Genomic DNA, 16,588 nt, shown 5'->3' with positions numbered 1-16,588 from the left:
CCATATATGGATGATTTTGAGGAGGACGGCTGGGCTACCGGTCCCAAGCCGTACATAGATCGGCAAGAACAGCCGACACGCACCGGTTTGGTCGTTCCTGATGTTCGGGGACGCGCCACATATCACAATGTTGAATCACGCCTTGCCGAGTTTGTCGGCTTGGCTGGTGCTATACGTCTCGACATCATATTCGCTGAGGTCATGCGGGTCCGAGAAATTCGGCCCGCAACCTATCTTGGCGTAGGTCACGTCGAAACCATCGCCGAGAAGGTCAAAGCTGAGAAGATTGAGCTTCTGCTCGTCGACGCAGCGCTGACCCCTATTCAGCAACGCAATCTGGAACGCGAAACAGGCACCAAAGTGCTGGATCGCACTGCGCTCATCCTCGAGATTTTCGGGGAACGTGCTGCGACGCGCGAAGGCGTGTTGCAGGTTGAGTTGGCGCATCTCAATTACCAAAAGGGGCGCCTCGTGCGCTCCTGGACCCACTTGGAACGTCAGCGCGGCTCGGGCGGCACTGGCTTTATGGGTGGCCCGGGTGAAACCCAGATCGAAAGCGACCGCCGCCAGATCACTGAGCGTATCGTCCTGCTGGAAGATCGCCTCAATAAGGTGCGCAAGACGCGTGTTCAGCAACGCGCACAGCGGACCAAGGCCAAAATCCCGGTTGTGGCTTTGGTGGGTTACACCAACGCCGGCAAATCCAGCCTCTTCAATCGCCTCACAAATGCGGGCGTTTTCGCAGAAAACCTGCTGTTTGCGACACTGGATACGACAGTTCGCAAGATCGCTCTGCCGCATGGCCGTGAGGTCATGGTGTCAGACACTGTAGGCTTCGTTGCCGATCTTCCGCACGATCTTGTCGCCGCTTTCCGCGCCACGCTGGAAGAGGTCACGGACGCAGACATTATTCTGCACGTTCGGGACATCGCCAATCCAGACCACGCCGCACAGGCCCAGGACGTTCTCACCGTGCTCGATGAGCTTGGCGTGTCGTCGGAGACAAAGCCGGTCATCGAGATCTGGAATAAGGTCGATCTTCTCGAAGACCCGGCCTTGCAGCTGGCTGCCGCGCATCCGGCAGGTCGCGTTCTCGCATCCATTCCAGTGTCGGCGCATACAGGGCAGGGCGTTGATGCTCTTCTCACCAAGATCGAAGAAACGCTTGGCGAGCAAGGCCGGACCTATCAGGTCTTCGTCCCGCACGCGGCGGGTGCTGATATCGGCTGGCTCCACAAGAACGGCGAAGTGATCGAGCAAAAAGACCCGACCGAAAAAGGCACGGATTTTGTTGTTCGCATTGACGCCCGGCACCGTGATGAGTTTCTCGAGCGGTTCAATGGCCGGATAGAAGCCTAAGAAAGCGAAATCAAGGAACCCCGGACGAGAGTTCGGGGTTTTTTTGGATGTACCAGAGTGCTCCCACCACAAATTGACGTTTACGCCCTATCTGGTGATAGATATCTGCCACTAAAGAATATTCCAGATCTACAGGGGCGGGAATGGCGGAGACTAAGGGAAAAACTGCACAGATAATCGCAAGCGGCTTCGTGAGGGCGCTGGCAACTACTATGGTCCTCATATTTGGTGGCGTGGTGGCAATGACACTATCTGCTATCGTGAAATATGATAAAGTTTGGTATCAATACGCACCCTACATAAAGACCGTAGTCGAGAGTTTTAAGGATGTCAGCTTAGTCGGAATTGGTATTTCCAGTGTCGTGCTCAGCTATGCGGCGACGATGTCCATTCTCCACCGTGCTCCCCGCGTCTTGGCACGCATACTATCTGTGGCAGTCGCAATATCTTATGTACTCTACGTAGGCAGCGCATGCAGCATTTTGGCTTATCCAATCCGTCAAACAATTAAGACGGCCTACGGTGCATCCTGACGCGAACATTAGATGGTGTGATTTACGAAAGCGGTGCTTTTGTTGCCCACGTTGAGGCGCGGAACTCCGTTCGGAGACATGGGGGCGGGCAGCGAGGGGCACCCTTTGTGGTTGAAAATGGAATACCGCTGTCCTCCGTTGTAGCCGTTTTTTTCGCTTAAAGGCTGCCCTTGTCCTTCGCCCGGATTTCGTTCCAATACCCGTCCATGCGCTCAAGCCCAGCGTCGGCCGGCAAAACCCCGTCTTCACGGCAGCGGGCTTCAACATAGTGGAAGCGACGCGTGAACTTTGCATTGGCATCACGCAGCGCAGCCTCAGGATCAACCCCTGCCTTGCGCGCGAGATTGGAAACAGCAAACAACAGGTCACCGATTTCCTCGCGGATCGCGTCAGCATTTCCGGACGCTTCTGCTTCGGCGACTTCGTCGAGTTCCTCCGAAATTTTTGCGCGGACCTGTTCCAGATTTTCCCAATCAAATCCAACCTTTGCGGCGCGCTTGGTCAGCTTTTCTGCACGCATTAGGGCGGGAAGAACTTCCGGCACATCGTCAAGCAGCGAAGGTGTTTGCTCGCCCTTGCGCGCGGCCTTTGCGGCACGTTCCTGCGCTTTGATGGCTTCCCATTTGACCTGCGCATCGCTCGCGCTATCCGCATCCACATCGCCAAACACGTGCGGATGGCGCCGGATCAATTTCTCGGTGATGGCAAAGATGACGTCGCCAATATCGAAATGGCCGGCTTCCTTGGCCATTTGCGCGTGGTAGATCGGCTGAAGAATGAGATCGCCAAGTTCTTCGCGCAGATCGGCGAAATCTTCGCGTTCGATGGCGTCAGCGACTTCATAGGCTTCTTCGATCGTGTAGTGCCGGATAGATCGAAAATCCTGTTCCAGATCCCAGGGGCAGCCGCCATTGGGGTCGCGTAGCCGCGCCATGATTTCGATAAGGCGGGAAAGGTCACGGGAGGGCTGCATAGAATGCTCCAACGGGAGGGAATCGTCGTGCCTACCATAGTCAGGGGCGCTGTTTTTGAGTGCAAAATCTCCGATACGGATGGCGAGTGTCTCGTCCGACCACTGCGCTAATCATCGCTTAGTAGGCCGCAGCCTTGGATGTAGTTTTTCCTGCCATGGCAGTATTTTCCAAGAAACCCATGCGGCTTTAGCCCTTCGGGCCTCGCCTTCAGCGCGTGACTGCACAGATGTTAGTCATGGCCGCTATGTGCCTATCGTTTAAACAAAGACTTGCCATTCCCAATTTCCCGTTTGAATATCGAAGGACTGGGAGGGATTGAGTGAACCCATTTGACGAAATGCTGACCGCAGGTCAGGGAGTCAGAGCGCCTTATGCGGGTCTCCAGCAATGGTATGAAACGCAGACGCCAGAGAAGCTGAGCCGCAAGGTCTCCGATGCAGAGGGGGCCTTCCGTAAAACAGGCATTACCTTTGCAGTTTACGGAGACGAGCAAGCTGCTGAAAGACTTATTCCTTTTGACATCATCCCGCGCATCATAACCGGACGGGAATGGCGGAAGCTTTCTCAGGGGATCGAGCAAAGGGTTATGGCGCTCAATGCTTTCCTCGATGACATTTATCATCGCCAAGAGATCGTCAAAGCCGGAGGCGTATTCCGCGCGAGATCATCGCCAATAATGAGGCATTTTTGCCGGAAATGATCGGTTTTCGGCCACCGGGAAATGTCTACACGCACGTTATTGGCGTGGACATTGTGCGCACCGCTGAAGACCAGTTTTTCGTGCTGGAAGACAATGCTCGCACGCCATCTGGCGTCTCCTATATGCTGGAGAACCGCGAGACCATGATGCAGCTCTTTCCGGAGTTGTTCCATCAGAACAAGGTCTTGCCGGTCGAGAATTACCCGCAGTTTTTGCGACAGTCGCTGGCCGCAGTGGCGCCGCGGGGCGGCAATCGCGAAAACCCAACCATCGCCGTTCTAACGCCCGGCATGTATAATTCTGCCTATTATGAGCACGCCTTCCTTGCCGACCAAATGGGCGTGGAGCTCGTTGAGGGGCGAGACCTCAAGGTCATGGATGGGCGCATAGCAATGCGCACGACCCAGGGCTTCAAACCAATCGACGTACTCTATCGGCGTGTGGACGACGCCTATCTCGATCCGCTGACCTTCCGGCCCGATTCCACTCTGGGCGTTCCGGGTATTATGGATGTCTACCGCGCCGGTAACATCACGATTGCCAATGCGCCCGGAACTGGCATTGCCGATGACAAAGCAATCTACAGCTATATGCCCGAAATTATTGAGTTTTATACCGGACGCAAAGCGATCTTGGAGAATGTGCCGACCTACCGATGCGCGGAGGCAGATAGCCTGAAATACGTGCTCGAACACCTCCATGAGCTGGTCGTAAAAGAAGTCCACGGCTCGGGCGGTTACGGCATGCTGGTCGGTCCCGCAGCGTCCAAGAAGGAGCTGGAAGCCTTCTCTGAAAAGCTCAAGGCGCGGCCCAGCAACTACATTGCTCAACCGACCCTTGCGTTGTCGACGACACCCATCTTGACCGAAAAGGGTTTGGCCCCGCGTCACGTGGATTTGCGCCCCTTTGTATTGGTGTCTGATCGGGTACGCATTACCCCCGGTGGATTGACGCGCGTGGCTCTGAAAGAGGGTTCGCTCGTCGTCAATTCCAGCCAGGGCGGCGGCACCAAAGACACTTGGATACTGGACGATTAAGCGGGCGAGGGGACCTGACTAATGCTTCTTGGACGCACCGCGAGCGGTCTATTTTGGATGCATCGCTATATTGAGCGAGCGGAAAACGCAGCCCGTATTATTGATGCCGGCCTGCGCATGGCGCTGACGCGCACGAACAATGCCTCAGAGGAATGGTCCTCCGTGGTGTCCTCGGCGGGCGCGCACCAGCGTTTTGCCGATAAGTACAAGAGTTTTGATGCGGCGAATGTCTCGGACTTCATCCTACGGGACCGGGATAATCCGTCGAGTGTGCTCGCCACAATCGAGTCTGCTCGCGCTAATGCCCGCATGGTACGAACTGCGCTAACGCGCGACGCTTGGGAAGCGGTCAACGAGGCGTGGATGGCGCTCAATGACGTGCTGCGCGATCCAGTACCGCAGAGCGACATTCCGCCGGTGCTTGATCATATCAAGCGACAGACCTCGCTTATTCGCGGGGCTTTTCACGGCACCATGCTGCGCAATGAGATCTTCAATTTTGCCCGCATTGGCACCTTCATCGAGCGAGCGGATAATACGGCTCGTATTCTTGACGTGAAGTATTATGTGCTCTTGCCGGCTGTGTCTTATGTTGGCTCCACCATTGATAATTATCAATGGGAGTCGATCCTGCGCTCGGTTTCGGCGCACCGATCCTATCGTTGGGTCTATGCGGGGGATTATCGCCCGGCGCAGATTGCTGACTATCTCATTCTTGATGGCCGCATGCCGCGATCGCTGAATTTTGCGTATCGCAATATCGTCGAAAATCTCAATTTTCTGGCGAAGGATTATGGTGAGCGGCATGTGTGCCACAGCTCTGCTGAACGGACGTTGGCGACGCTGAACGACACCACTATCGAGCCAATTTTCGACGGCGGTCTCCACGAATTCCTCACCGACTTTATTGAATGCAACAATCGGCTGGGCGTGGAAATCGCCGAAGTCTACAACTTCGATTGATCCAAAGTGCTGCTCACCATCAATCACACCTCTCGCTATGACTATGACCAGCCCGTCAATTTTGCGCTGCAGCGGCTTCGCTTGTGGCCGCAAAATATCGCGGGGCAGGTTGTGCGTGAATGGAGCGTCGAAGTGAGTGGAGCTGATCGGGAGGTCAGCTATGTCGACGGTTTTGGCAACAAGGTCGAGCTGTTCAAGCACGAGCGCAGTGCCGACAGCATCATCGTGCAGGCCCATGGTGTAGTCGAGACGGAGGATCGGGCAGGGGTCGTTGGCAAGAGTGCTGGTGGCCCTCCACTTTGGATTTATGAGCGCGTGACCGACCTCACCAAAGCAGGCCCGCATATTCGCGAGCTGGCAGAGGGCATTCGCGATGAACAGGCCGATCAGCTCGCCTTACTGCACACTCTAATGAACACGATCCATTCCCGCGTAGTCTATTCGCCCGGCACAACGAGCGTCGCAACTGAGGCTGAAGTGGCGCTCGATAATGGAGCAGGGGTCTGCCAAGACCATTCCCATATCTTCCTCTCAGCGGCGCGGCTCCTCGGGATTCCTTCGCGCTATGTTTCGGGCTATTTGCGCATGGAAGGCGTAACCGACCAGACAGCGAGCCATGCCTGGGCCGAGGCCTATGTGGACAGTCTGGGCTGGGTTGGCTTCGATGCCGCCAACAATATCTGTCCAAACCACAATTATGTTCGAATCGCCGTCGGCCTAGACTATCGTTCGGCCGCTCCTGTCTCAGGCGTGCGGATGGGGGCAGCTGGCGAGACGCTAGACGTCCATATCAGCGTCGAACAGTAGGAATAGGACGAAGACCCATGACGTATTGCGTTGGTATGAAGCTGGATCGTGGGCTGATTTTCATGTCCGACACCCGCACCAATGCAGGGCTCGACAACATCTCTGTCTTCTCGAAAATGCGTAACTGGAGCGTTCCCGGAGAGCGTGCTATCGTCTTGCTGTCAGCGGGAAATTTGGCGACGACGCAAGCTGTTTCAAGCCTCTTGGACGAGCGTATTCGCACGCCAAAACCTGGGCAACCGACACTGCACAGCACTGGAAGCGTGTTCCAGACAGCACAGCTCATCGGCTCAGTGGTCAAAGAAGTCATCCGCGATGCCGCGCCGGGTGGGCAGAATGCAGATGCTTTTGGGGCGTCGTTTATCCTCGGTGGGCAGATCAAGGGTGAAGAGCCGCGGCTGTTCTACATCTACCCAGAGGGCAATTTTATTGAATCCTCCGCTGACACGCCGTTCTTCCAAATCGGCGAGCATAAGTACGGAAAGCCAATCCTGGTGCGCGCTTATGAGCGAGAAATGAGCGTTGATCAGGCGATCAAGCTCTTGCTGGTTTCCTTTGACTCTACGCTCAAATCCAATCTCTCGGTGGGGCTGCCGCTCGATCTGCAGATCTACAACAAGGATAGCTTCGACCTCGAGGCGCAAAGGCGGTTTGAGCGGAACGATCCATATTACGTGGCGATATCTGAAGGCTGGGGCGCTGCGCTCAAAGATGCATTCCATCAGCTGCCATCACTCGACTAGCCGCAGCCAACAATCCTTCACCGTTTTGGAGCCATCGCCAGTCTGATTGTCCCCTGGAACGCAATCTGACACTGGCCGTCGGGAATTCAGCAACAAAAACAATGTTGGAATATTCCCCAATTCTGGCACCAAAGTTCCAGAAATTGGCACTGGCCGACAAAAGCAGCCATCAGAATCTGGCACTGGCCGGAGCATTGGAGACGCGAGTCAGCAACGCTTCCCAAAGCTTAACGGAATGCTGACAGTTTTATACAAATATCCTGCTGCATTTCACAGGCAGGCACATGTTCGACGGCACTCTACCGATCTTGAAGGATGACGATCCCGAGTTTGTTCACACCAATGCTGCGTTCATCGCGCTCGCAAATCCGCCGAGCCGTCGAGTGCTCGAGCTTCTCGCCGTGGCACCACGCGACCTTCGAGATTTCAACGCTCACGTTGGCATCCCCAATGACTCCATGAGGACTATCCTCAAAGAGCTTCAGCTTGTGGGGTTCGTCAAAGGGCAGGGAGGAAGGTGGGAGCTGGGCGGACCGGCCCTGGGCCGCATCAAGGACTGGCTGGCCCTGCTGGAATAGCTATAGCCATCCACGCTGGAAGTATTTCCAGCGGTTTACCACCAGATAATCTTGTACCCTCTGAACGTTCAGTCGCTGCATGATTTCGGCCAGTTGCGTCGATACGCCTTTGCGCATCTCCATGTTCGGCAACGATCTGAACGCCCCCTGAAGAGTACTCATCGCATGCTCTTTCTTGAGTACCTGGCGAAGGACTAGGTCAGCAGCGAGTTCCAGCGTTGCTGGCCAACTTTCCGCAACTGCAACACCTCGATGAGCATTCGTAGCCGACTGCGCGACTGGCACTACCTCACACCGTCCGGCGAACCACGCGCACCACTCCAGAACTTTCAGAGCTACCACTGAATCTTCTGTGGCGAAGGGGGGCGGGAGAGCAATCTTTTCGCCAGGCAGCAAACCGAGATGAGCCGCCAGCTTCAAAGCAGGCTGAACGTACTCGCCTCGTGCATAAACTGGACGAGCTTCGCGCAAATCGAACTGACAGTTCTGACAATGGCAGACGGACCGGATTCGCGTCCACGTGAGAAAGTTAAAGCACAATGGGCAGCGATCGATCAGCATCTCGTTCGTGTTGAGATCGAAGGGAATGGCGGGGAATCGCCAAGCCAACCGGATGTACGGTTGATCACCGTCGGCCGCCAGAACGCCTGGAGCTACCCGTCTCCCTTCCCCGATCCAATCGGAAGGGAGAGCCTGCCCCCGGAATACGACCTTCTTGCCCGCCTGGCGCTGCCAACCCAGCGAGCGGAGAAATTCGGAACCGCATCCCGCCAAAACATCGAGTTGGTCCAGAATTCCCGGATGATTCCCTACGTCCGCTAACCGGTATGCCGGCAGCTGGAAATACCGAGAAAAAAGGTCGCTCGTCCGGAAGAAGTGACCTTCTGCAACACGGACGATGATGGAGGCCGGATCCTCATCAGCATGAGCGGGCTCTGGGAAGTCCCAGAGCGGTCCGGTCGGCGGCTGAGATGATTCACTTGGGGTCATCGTAGAGACGGCTTGCACGCTGTCGTCCACGCGCCGCCTTGGCGGCGAGAGCTCGCTGAAGTTCATCGAGCTCACCCTCAAGCGTCTTCGGATAGCTGGGGAAAGGCCCAGAATGGGTGAAAGGGTTGATCTTCAGCATGCGGGTTTCGGTCGCCATCTTGATCTTGAAAGCTCGAGCGAGGTCCCCAACCGTCATCGTTCGAGGCATCTCCTTGAGGTTACCGTCGTCGTCGGTCAATCGACGGAACGCCTCTACCGTGGCTCCCTCAAGAAGATTAGCAAGTACCCCCGGTCGTCCGCGGGTGGCGAAAAAGAAAGCTTCCTCTAATCCCTCGTCGGCAAGGGGCGTAGACACAAACGGCATTTCCTCGTCGAACTTCTTCAAGAATGCCGCAAACTGCCCCTTTTGCTTTTCCGTCTGGTACCCGAGGGGCCGCAACTCAACCAGCGAATGCTTGCTGTCTCTCAGGACCTTGTGCGTGTCGATCAATTCCAGAAGGCTACGATCACCAGTGACAAAGATCCGGAAGAAACCCGCATCTCGCATAGAAACGATCCAGTTGACGAGGTCCTTGGGTGACTGGCCGTCATACATCTTTTGTGCTTCGTCGATGACGAGCATGTCGATCTTTTCACGCTGGAAATGCTTCATGAGCAGCAAGCTTGCCTCTTGCTGACTCGGCCCTCGGGCTGACAACCAGTGCTTGAACAGTTCCTCGAGCATTGTGTTACAGGCTTGCCGAGGAGTGGCCCCATTCTGGCAATTGAGGTAGACGGCACGAGCCGGGCTGCCCAAAATCTTGGAGCAGCCAAACGGTACATCCGGCACGGGCTGCGAGGTCTTGGCAGACATAAACCGCTTGATAAGTTCGCTCTTCCCACACCGGCTGTCGCCCACGAGAAATGCAGGGGAAGACTCACGCATCCGAATTGCATTGTCGTAAGCATCCTCAAGCGCAAGCGTGGCGGTCAGGTTGTTGGCATGCGCCACGAAAATGCGCTGGATTTTCGTGCGGCGCCGCTCCTTGTCCCACGTAGACATCTCTCCCTTGAGTGCCGCAATGCGAGCCTTTCCGTCATCAACAGTCTCGCCGCTCATTAGTCGTCCTCAATAATATCGTGTGTCCAGTTCGTTCTGTTTGCGAAGTTTTCGAACAGATCTTCATCATCTGACACGTCCAACACGCTGCGCTTCTTGCGTTCGGCAGGCTCAGCGACGACTTGCCCGCCATTGGCTTCCTCGTCGTGTTCCTTGAGCAAGTCGTAACGGTCGATGATTTTCCTGGCCCCAACCGTCGACACGCTGGCTGGGCCATCCAGCATCAGCCCTGCAATACGTGGTGCCTGGCCACCTGTGAGCTTCACCTTCGGCTTCTTATCATCGAGCTTGGCTCCCATGGCCCGCAAGGCATTCTCAAAGAGCCGCAGGAAGCCCTGCTTGTAATCAGCAACATTGCTGGCGTCCTTCTTCTGCCGGCGAAGGAAATCGCATACCGCCTCATGCTGCCAAATAGTTCGCCCCTCCACATGCGGGTTTTCCGCCCGCACGAGAATTTCGGCTGGAGGAAACGCTCGTCCACCGGGCAGCTCATCCGAACGCAGGGACACATAAGCCTTGCTGACATCCAGCAGGGGAATGCGGAGCGTCACCGGGGTTGGCTTCATGCCCCGATGACCGTGAGCGCCACCAGTTCGGCGAAGCTGCTGGAGTTCGTCAGACCGGTACTTGAGCTTGCGCCATGTGACACCCTCATCGGTGGCAACGGCGTCCACCTCGATGGTGGTCACCAAGTCCCATCTGTCCAGCTCATGCTGAGCAAGGCGCCGGGGACGATGCGACGGACTGTTAGCCCCTCGGATCCAACGTTGTTCCGGGGTCTCGTAGTCCAGATCCTCCTGCGGACGTCGCGCATAGACCTCGATCAGGTACTGGTGAAACAGCATGTTGAAGTCGTCGAGACCGATAGCTGCCTCATGCTGCGGGCGCCGGTCACCACGATCATGCGGTCCGGAACCGACCGACCCCTTCAGCCAGTGGACGAAGTCCTGCTCGATCGTACCGAAATGCCTCTCGACATACGGCTTGCTGTTGGGCTTCTTCGGCACCGAGAGCTCGAAACCGACCTGGATGCGAGCAAGGTTCTGCTGCAACTGCAAGGACACGAATTCCTTGGCATTGTCGTAGCGGACCTTCACCGGCTTGCCGAACCCCATGAGGTCGCCGTTGATGTCTGGCCAACGCTCCCTGACATACGTCTTGGGACGGATGGCATGATCGATACACATCAGGGCAGGGGTGAGCCCGCCAGGCTCGAAGGTGATCGCGAAACCGAGCGGGTATCCTGAGTGCACGTCGAGGGCCAGGCACACCCAAAAGCGGTCCAGCCCCTTCTGGGCGAGTTCCAGACCCAGAGTGGTCTGGCCGAGTGCACCCGGGGTCGGGTGCAAGTCGAAAAGGTGGTGATCGATCTCCACCAGATCCAGGATACGCTTTGGCCGCGGATTCTTGCCGACAGATCCGTACTCGAGGTCGGCTTTTGCGACCCCCTCCTTCTTCGCCATCCTTACCCAGGCATCGAACCTGCGGTACTCGTTATTCACGGTAGAATAGGACGGTACAGGAAGCGAAGTGCCGCGCTCGGCGTTCTCCGTCTTGATCTTGTCCTCGACCCGCGTGTGGATCTTCAGCGGCCCGAGCGCATGCGAGAATTCCACCATCTCGCGGATCTGTTCTCCGATGATCTCGAACACCCGTGGCGGCAAGGTTCTGGCGCGCGGCGTGACAGCATTTCCATGCAGTAACCCGGCTTCCTGAATCTGGAGGTTGAACTCGCGAGCCACCCAGCGGAGAACCGTGCGCGGGGCGCGGTTCCGCGGCAGCTCGATCTTGTCCTCGGCCAATACCTGCTGGTTGTGGCGTTCGATCGCAGCCTCGACGGCTTCAATCACTGCCTTCGCATTGTCCTCGTTCCGGGCATACTGCTCGCCGCTTTCCTCCGCCTGCTTGATGCGGTTGAGGAACTCAGAGACGAACAGCCAGCGAGCTTCCGCCTTGAGCTTTGGCCCCTTCCTGAACAGGTTGTAGGCCACCTCCAGGCGCTGCCGGTGCTCGGCCTCATGGGTATCTGACTTGAAGGTTGGCGCGTCCCGGCCGGGCCGGTAGTAGCGCCGCTCGTCCATCAGCTTGAACAGCTCAGTCGTAGTGAAGGAACACTGCTTTTCTTCGTGGCCGTTCCAGAACAGGTGCGGCCCGTGCGGTACCTTCATAAGGAACTTGTGCGCTACCTCGTCGATCATGACGACGTCATTCGGCTTGAGGTCGTCTGCCATGAGGTCGTCGAGCTTGCCCAAAGGAAACGCCCCGGGGTCAGGCTGCATCGAGTTCTTGGTCAGCACAATGTTCATGGCCGGACCCTCGTCAGCTTGACCGGCGTGTCGGGGCCGATGGGCTCGAACAGGTCGATTGCGATCAGGCGCTCCGTGATCCGCGAAAGAATGTCACCGCGGGCGAAGTCGGTGTTCTCCAGTGCCGCTTCGCACTCTGCCATCGTCGCGGTTTGCTCGGGGCGATTGCGGAGGGTGCTCAGCAGCCGCTCCAAATTCTCAGCCGTGATCGGCCGACCGGAGTTCGCAAGGATTTCGTCGACGACATCAGGGTCAGCCATGCCCGCCACGTCGACGTCTGTCCAAAGGTCCCAGATAAGCCCACAGCGGGTATAGGCGTCCCTCACCAGGCGCAGCCTGTGACGCATCAGAGCGGCCTTGCGGTATCGACGCAGTCCGCGCTCGTCACCAGGGGCAGGCTTCTCAGGCCGGATGTCGCAGAGCCGCTTGTACTCCACCCGGATTTCCGCATGCCCCATGAGCACCAGGAAGTCCGGCGTGTACTCGAAGTATTCGACTTCACCGTCGGGCGTTACCCGAAGCGTTTCCGGTTGGCCGAAATACTCGGTCACTGACTGATGTACCTCGAGAAGGCGGGCGACACGCTCCTCGCCGACCGACTCGTGAACCACGTGGCCAGCGTTCTTCCAGCTATAGAAACCACCAACGCGGTTAGGCTTACGGCCAGTAATGATACGCCGCACCGGCTCATTACCGGGAAGCCTGAACCGCTCCACACCCGGGACCAGTCGCTCCCAGTGTGGTTCTGCAAGTGCGAGACTTTCTGCCTCCCATGACTTGCCAAACTGTACCATAACGCACCTGCTACTCTGGGCTCTTCTGGCCCGTTCCGGAGACTTCTGCAGCGGCAAGGGTTTATGACTTGCTGCTTCGCTCCTGTATGTTGAAGTTGCTTGCTTTTTTGGTTGCCAACGCGTTCACGGGGATGGTTGGCGAGGCGTTGGCCCGAGTGGTTTCTGTTTAGTTTCCGCTAAGGTCGCAAATGATGGACAACGGTCTCGATGCCGATGCCCATCACCGTCGAAATTTCGGTCACCGTCTTGCCTTGCGCGGCTAGGCTGCGGATCCGATGCCGACGGAACAGGCCAGCGACGGCATCGCTCGGCCAGCCCAGCTCCTGCCGGACGCGCCGCAACGCCATCTGCAACAGCCTTGGCGACATCCGGCCGCCGTACTGGTTCAGGAACAGCGGCTCATTGCGACCAATCGAGGTTGGTACGAGCTGGAGGTAGCGGCCGATGGCGCTGGCGACAGGATGTTCCATGTCGACGATCCGGAAACAGCCGCCAGGCCGTTGAACGACCAGGAAGCCACTACCCAAAGCCTTGTGGTCGAGTGGCGCCATCTCCCCGGTGGACAACCCGAGATATGCCGCCAAGGCAGTGACAGCCAGATCCCGAGACCATTGCCATTCTTGGCTGGCTGCCACGGCGCGCTCGAGATCGAGCAGGTCGGGGGCAGGGGGCAACCAATCGCCCTGCGGCTGCGGGCGCGGAAAGTCGGCCGTCAGGATGGCGCCGCCGGTTCTCAGCTCGCGAGCCAGGAGCCGGACGTGCGTTCGCAAGGAAACGAGCCGCCGCCGGATGGTAGAGACGGAAACGCCATCCTGCTCCCACATTTCAACGAGACGCTGCAGGGCGGACGTATCGAGTTCCAGGATATCCGCGGCGATTGCCACGCGCCCGTTGATCTGCTCCATCGTTTCGGCGACGCGCCTGAGATCACCGATATATCCCTCGCGCGTCGAGGCGGGGCGATCAGCCAGGTGCTCGACCAGGAGGGGCAGGCACAATGCTCTTTCGTCAACCAACGAGCGGCTCATCTGTCCCCTCCTGGCAGATCCTGCGAACGGGTGGCCAGCGCCTTCGCCAACGGGAAGTTGACGACAGCAGCGTTCCGCTTGGGACGGTCCCCGGCGCGGGCCTCGGCTTCATCACGCACCGTCATGGCAATCGCCAGCAGGGCGCGATGGGCAGCCTCCTCAAAACTCTTGTCACCGAGTTCCTCATGAACACGGAGGAGGCGGGTCAGGACCCGGATCAGCAACTCATCCATTGCTGCCTCCCAGGAGCTTGACAGCGTCGGTCCGCTGAGCGCGGCGGCAGGTCGCCACGAACTGTTCGCCGGTGAGATGCCGCTGCTTGACCAGGGCATCGGCGACGGCCTGAACGAGCGTGGCATTGTCACGGACGATCTCGAGGCTGGCGGCGTAGAGCCGCTGCAGGTCCTCTTCGACGGTCTTCGCCAGCACCGGATCAAGGGTCAGCAGCTGCTTGACCTCCTGCGGTGAGGAGCGGTGCAGGAGCCGATCACCGAGACCAAGCGAGGTGTGCACCAGGGCCAGCATGTAGGTGGCCTGCGCGAGGTCGCTGGTCTCGTCGCCGCCGGCGCCACTGCTGACCGAGTTGAGCAGCACCTCTTCACCACACCGGCCCGCCAGGAGCACCATGGCACGGTGGTCGATGTCGCGCCGTGCGATGGCGTCTTCCAACACTACCGACATGCTGGTGCGACCGCCCTCCGACGGTTGACGGCTGATGGTGGTGACGCCGTCCACCGAACCGGGCATCAGCACATGACTGGCCACGGCATGGGCGGCTTCGTGGACAGCTATCCGCCGCACCAAACCCGGCGGCCGTGTCTCCGGTGGCGCCACCTGCGCGAACAGGTCCTGCAGGGCGACGGGGCGGTTCTGCTGGCGCGCCGCGAGGCGAGCCGACTTCACCCAGTCATGTACATCGGCACCGCTGGAGCCCACGCCCAGCTTGGCAACGACGCTCAGGTCAACATCTGGCAGGTCCTTGCCGAGATGCTGGCGAATGATGCCTTCAAGTGCCTTGGCGTCCGGCTTCTCGATGTGGATGATCTTCGACAATCGGCCCGGACGAACCAGAGCCGCGTCGAGCTTCTCGGGATGGTTGGTGGCACCGATGACGATCAGCTTCGAGCTGTCACCCGAGGTGGCGCTGTCCAGCTTGAGCAGCATGTGCCCGACAACCGGGATCCACCACGATGAATGCCGATCAGCATTCGCACGACTCGGAATCCCCTCGCATTCGTCCAGGAAAATCATGGCCGGCGCTACCGCTGCGGCCGCGGCGAACAACTCATCGATCTGCTTGATGATGCTGTCGAGGTAGCCGGGACTGTTGGCGAACCACTGGCTGACCGACGTGGGAAAGAACGGGATGCCGGCAGACTTGGCGAGGCTGCGGGCGAACGTGGTCTTGCCCAAGCCGGGCTCGGATGCCAGCACCGCGGTGCGCTGGATAGCCGAAAACTCCAGCTTACCGGCACGCCAAGCGTCCAGGTCGGTGATCAGCGCCTTGGCCCACCCCTCCAGTTCCTCGCCATAGCCGAACAGCTCCTCGACAGGAGGTACGTCCTCGAGCCCGGGCGCGGCCTCCGACTTCGCCTTGGACGCGGCCACCAGACGCTCGACGCAGGCCTTGGCGGTGCTGCCGGTGCGGATGGCGCCGCAGATGTCCGAGTAGTCCAGGCCATGGGAGACGCCAGCAGGCATGGAGCGGGGATACCGACCGGTGGCCATCTTGATGGCCTGGCGCAGGAGCTCGTCATCGGGATGATCGATCTTGATCCGGATGTCGGCCGAGGCGGTCATGGCCTTGGGCAGATAATCCAGGTTCTGCGTGACGCCGATGATGCGGCCGCCGTTCGCCATGGCGAAGACAGCCTGATCAGAGGTGGTCATGCCATGCGTGGACTTGCGGGGCGGCTCGCTCACCGCGTGAGCAAACTTCCACTCACCCAGCCGCTTGGCTGCGCGCATCAGCGGTTGCACCCACTCGGCACTGGGCGCCTCGATGATCATGCTGGTGGTGCGGTCACGCTTCAGGCGAGCGATATGACCCGGCATCAATGCCAGGCGGATCATGAGTTCGGGGAGAGTGTGGATGGCCGGTCGATGCAAGGACTTGCTCTGCATCACCTCGGCATCGATCGCGTCCATCTCTTCAACGGAGATGTCATCGTAGTCGTCATTGTCAGCCATTGCTGCCTCGTTCTCCGGCAGGCAAATGGCCGAGCGACTACGCGCCCGCCTCTCCTGGCCGGTTGCAGGGGCGCGATCTGCGCCCGGGATTAAAGATGTTCATGGGATGCTCAGAAAAGGGGACGTTTGCCCCATAGTCGGTGGTCTATCCGGCCACGGACCAGACGCACGGAGACGCAAGCAGTCGAGAGCCGCTTTCGCGTCTCGGGATCAGCTTCGCCGTCGATGATGGTTGAAATGAACATGGGAGGATACCCGGTGAGGTCCTCCCGAACACTGCAGCTAGAGGTGCAGTCCGGAACGCTGGAGGACAACGCGATCCGTGCGGCTGCCGGTCGGCGCCGCCTGTAGGTTCTCGCGTTTGGATATAGTCTTCTGCGGGCTCATGGCGAGAACAGATAGAGAACTTGGAAAGTCCCGTCAACACCAAATTCGGTCCAGGTCCACTTTCTCACGTTGACCGGCACTCACTTCAGTGTTTTCTTGA

The 16,588-nt window shown here is 58.4% G+C and carries 14 protein-coding genes and 1 pseudogene; 7 read left to right on the top strand and 8 right to left on the bottom strand.

Translation table 11 applies throughout. The features are described 5' to 3' along the window. The first annotated feature begins 6 nt into the window (after positions 1 to 6). Entirely contained in the window at positions 7 to 1,359 is a 1,353-nt protein-coding gene (gene hflX / locus H4N61_RS08175) for a GTPase HflX (RefSeq protein ID WP_182395724.1), read from the top strand. Positions 1,360 to 1,502: 143 nt separating this feature from the next. Next, positions 1,503 to 1,892 (top strand): hypothetical protein, encoded by a 390-nt coding sequence (locus H4N61_RS08170; protein ID WP_169193888.1) that lies wholly within the window; start codon positions 1,503 to 1,505, stop codon positions 1,890 to 1,892. Between the two features lie 157 nt (positions 1,893 to 2,049). Here the strand turns inward: H4N61_RS08170 and mazG are convergent, their stop codons facing one another. Then, positions 2,050 to 2,865 (bottom strand): nucleoside triphosphate pyrophosphohydrolase, encoded by an 816-nt coding sequence (gene mazG / locus H4N61_RS08165; RefSeq protein ID WP_169193889.1) that lies wholly within the window; start codon positions 2,863 to 2,865, stop codon positions 2,050 to 2,052. 320 nt (positions 2,866 to 3,185) lie between these two features. On the opposite strand from mazG, the pseudogene H4N61_RS08160 reads away from it, so the two are divergent. The 5 genes and pseudogenes from H4N61_RS08160 (at position 3,186) to H4N61_RS08140 (ending at position 7,694) form a co-directional block, all read left to right on the top strand. Beyond that, positions 3,186 to 4,603, top strand: a pseudogene (locus H4N61_RS08160) (circularly permuted type 2 ATP-grasp protein). A gap of 21 nt (positions 4,604 to 4,624) precedes the next feature. Further along, positions 4,625 to 5,566 carry an alpha-E domain-containing protein gene (locus tag H4N61_RS08155; RefSeq protein WP_169193891.1) on the top strand — a complete coding sequence of 314 codons (942 nt, stop codon included), beginning with the start codon at positions 4,625 to 4,627 and terminating at the stop codon, positions 5,564 to 5,566. 6 nt (positions 5,567 to 5,572) lie between these two features. Then, complete coding sequence (locus H4N61_RS08150; RefSeq protein ID WP_169193892.1) at positions 5,573 to 6,373, top strand: transglutaminase family protein; 801 nt, start codon at positions 5,573 to 5,575, stop codon at positions 6,371 to 6,373. Positions 6,374 to 6,390: 17 nt separating this feature from the next. Beyond that, entirely contained in the window at positions 6,391 to 7,116 is a 726-nt protein-coding gene (locus H4N61_RS08145; RefSeq protein ID WP_169193893.1) for a proteasome-type protease, read from the top strand. A gap of 284 nt (positions 7,117 to 7,400) precedes the next feature. After that, a complete protein-coding gene (locus tag H4N61_RS08140; protein ID WP_182395722.1) occupies positions 7,401 to 7,694 on the top strand; it encodes a hypothetical protein in 294 nt (97 codons plus the stop codon). On the opposite strand, the gene H4N61_RS08135 is transcribed toward H4N61_RS08140, so the two are convergent. The 7 genes from H4N61_RS08135 to H4N61_RS08105 form a co-directional block, all read right to left on the bottom strand. After that, the gene (locus tag H4N61_RS08135) at positions 7,695 to 8,714 is read right to left on the bottom strand and encodes a hypothetical protein (protein WP_182395720.1); all 1,020 of its coding nucleotides are present in this window, start codon (positions 8,712 to 8,714) and stop codon (positions 7,695 to 7,697) included. It lies immediately after the preceding gene. Next, positions 8,671 to 9,783, bottom strand: a complete 1,113-nt coding sequence (locus H4N61_RS08130) for an ATP-binding protein (protein WP_182395718.1) — start codon at positions 9,781 to 9,783, stop codon at positions 8,671 to 8,673. The genes H4N61_RS08135 and H4N61_RS08130 overlap by 44 nt, the downstream gene beginning before the upstream one ends. Further along, entirely contained in the window at positions 9,783 to 12,089 is a 2,307-nt protein-coding gene (locus H4N61_RS08125; RefSeq protein ID WP_182395716.1) for a DDE-type integrase/transposase/recombinase, read from the bottom strand. Before H4N61_RS08125 ends, H4N61_RS08130 begins: the two co-directional genes overlap by 1 nt. Then, positions 12,086 to 12,883, bottom strand: coding sequence for a hypothetical protein (locus H4N61_RS08120; protein ID WP_182395714.1), 798 nt, complete (start codon positions 12,881 to 12,883; stop codon positions 12,086 to 12,088). Before H4N61_RS08120 ends, H4N61_RS08125 begins: the two co-directional genes overlap by 4 nt. Positions 12,884 to 13,059: 176 nt before the next feature. Beyond that, complete coding sequence (locus H4N61_RS08115) at positions 13,060 to 13,911, bottom strand: hypothetical protein (RefSeq protein ID WP_182395713.1); 852 nt, start codon at positions 13,909 to 13,911, stop codon at positions 13,060 to 13,062. Further along, positions 13,908 to 14,144 carry a hypothetical protein gene (locus tag H4N61_RS08110; protein ID WP_182395711.1) on the bottom strand — a complete coding sequence of 79 codons (237 nt, stop codon included), beginning with the start codon at positions 14,142 to 14,144 and terminating at the stop codon, positions 13,908 to 13,910. Before H4N61_RS08110 ends, H4N61_RS08115 begins: the two co-directional genes overlap by 4 nt. Further along, positions 14,137 to 16,101: an AAA family ATPase gene (locus tag H4N61_RS08105; protein WP_182395709.1), complete on the bottom strand. Its 1,965-nt coding sequence runs from the start codon at positions 16,099 to 16,101 to the stop codon at positions 14,137 to 14,139. Before H4N61_RS08105 ends, H4N61_RS08110 begins: the two co-directional genes overlap by 8 nt. Between the last annotated feature and the right edge of the window lie 487 nt (positions 16,102 to 16,588).

The sequence above is a fragment of the Devosia sp. MC521 genome (assembly GCF_014127105.1).
In the GTDB taxonomy this organism is placed as follows: Bacteria; Pseudomonadota; Alphaproteobacteria; order Rhizobiales; family Devosiaceae; genus Devosia.
The sequence above is the reverse complement of the archived record's forward strand: the minus strand, read 5'-3'. Positions and strand labels throughout refer to the sequence as shown.